The following is a 1,562-nucleotide window of genomic DNA, read 5'->3' as shown; positions in this document are numbered from 1 at the left end:
ACCAGCTTTCGATGTCGGTGGAAATGGTGCGGTAGCCTTCGCGGCGCGATTGTTTGGCCAATTCGCGGATACGCGCTTCGTTGAGTACGCCGTGTTTGCGTTTGCCTGTCGGATCGGGTTTGACCAGTTCGCTTTCGTAAACCAAAAACACTTTGGAGAGTTTGTCGGCAGTCAGGTCGGGTTTGCCGACGTAGTCCATGCGGTCGTAGATGATGAAATCTTTGGCATGGGCGGAGAGGGCGGTCAATAAGAGGACGAGGGGCAAAAGGCGGTTGGGTTTCATGTTTTTAGGCAGATAAGGGAAAAGGGCCATTGTACGGGAAGCGGTGTTAAAGTAAGTCAAAGGCCGTCTGAAAGGATAAAAGTTCTTTCAGACGGCCTTTGTTGGACTGAGGTTATTCAGTTTTGAGGCTGGTGTGATTTACTGCGCCGCAGTTTTTTCCAGTAACAAGAAAGTCTCGGCTTTGTTGCGCGGTCTTGCGCCTTGCCACAAGGTTTGCCAGCCCGAAGGTGCGCCGATGTTGGCGGCTTGGCGGATGAGGCGGTAGCGGCAGGTCGGGTTGTCGGTCGTGGTTTTAATACGGCTGTATTGTGTCCATGCGATGCGTGTGCGCTGGTCTTGGCCGTCGATGTTGATACATTCGAGGCCGTCTGAAAGCTGCTGTTTCAATTCGGCAGAAAGCGCGGCTTCCATTTGGTGTACCACCGGCGCATGGCTTTTGGCGGCGTTGAGCCACGGTAAAAACAGGGTCATTAGCAAAGCCCAGGCCAAGGTAACGCCGGCTGCCCAGTTGGTGACGGCTTGGCGGCCGCGGATGTTTTTACGCGTAATCGCCCAGAGCCACAACGGGGTAAACAGCAGGGCGACGGCCATCGGAATCGGGTCGATGTCGGGGATATAATACGGGCTGAAATAGGCAGCGCGTTCGGCCAGTTTGGCGGGCCAGCCGTAGTTCATGGCGAAGAAGCCCAGCCACAGGAACACGGCAATCAAACCGAATGCCATGATGCCGAACCAGTTGATAAATGCTGCCGCGCCGCGACGCAGGCCGTCCAGTTGTGCCGCGCCGAGCAGGGCAAGCGGCGGCAACAGCCAAACGAGGTTGTCTTGCAGGCGTTGCGGGTCGATGGCGAGCAGGGCTGTCATGATAACCAGCCACGACAGGCTCAGAATGCCCCAGTTTTTATCGTGGATACGCGTACGGCTGAGCGTCCATGCCGCCAGCGGCCAAGCAGGCAGGGCGAACCACAGTAGATTTTTCAGATAATAGGGTAGGCTGAAGGCCGTCTGAATCTGATGGAAACCGCCGAATACGCCTAAGGAATAATGGTTGAACCATATATCAAACCATTCGGGATGGGTTCTGGATAAAACCAGCGGATACAGAATCAGCAGGGGCAGGGAAACGACAATGGCGCCGATCAGGGTCAGCAAATAGCGTTTGCTTTGCCAAGTGGAATGGAACGACAGGGCAAGTGCCAAAAACATCATGGCCGCGGTCAGCAGATAGCCTGAGGAAAGGGAGAGTAAAACCCAGCCGCCGCACAACAGCAAAATGGCA

General features: G+C 55.3%; 1 protein-coding gene and 1 pseudogene. Both read right to left on the bottom strand.

Annotated features, from left to right (window positions below):
- Nucleotides 1-283: pseudogene (locus ACTHUT_RS20190) on the bottom strand (hypothetical protein); the annotation flags it as partial.
- Nucleotides 284-421: 138 nt separating this feature from the next.
- Nucleotides 422-1,562 (bottom strand): glycosyltransferase family 39 protein (locus ACTHUT_RS20185; RefSeq protein ID WP_440419583.1); only part of this gene is annotated, 1,141 nt, incomplete at its 5' end.

The sequence above is a fragment of the Neisseria sp. P0022.S010 genome (genome assembly GCF_051956635.1).
This window is presented reverse-complemented; position numbering and strand designations above follow the sequence as displayed.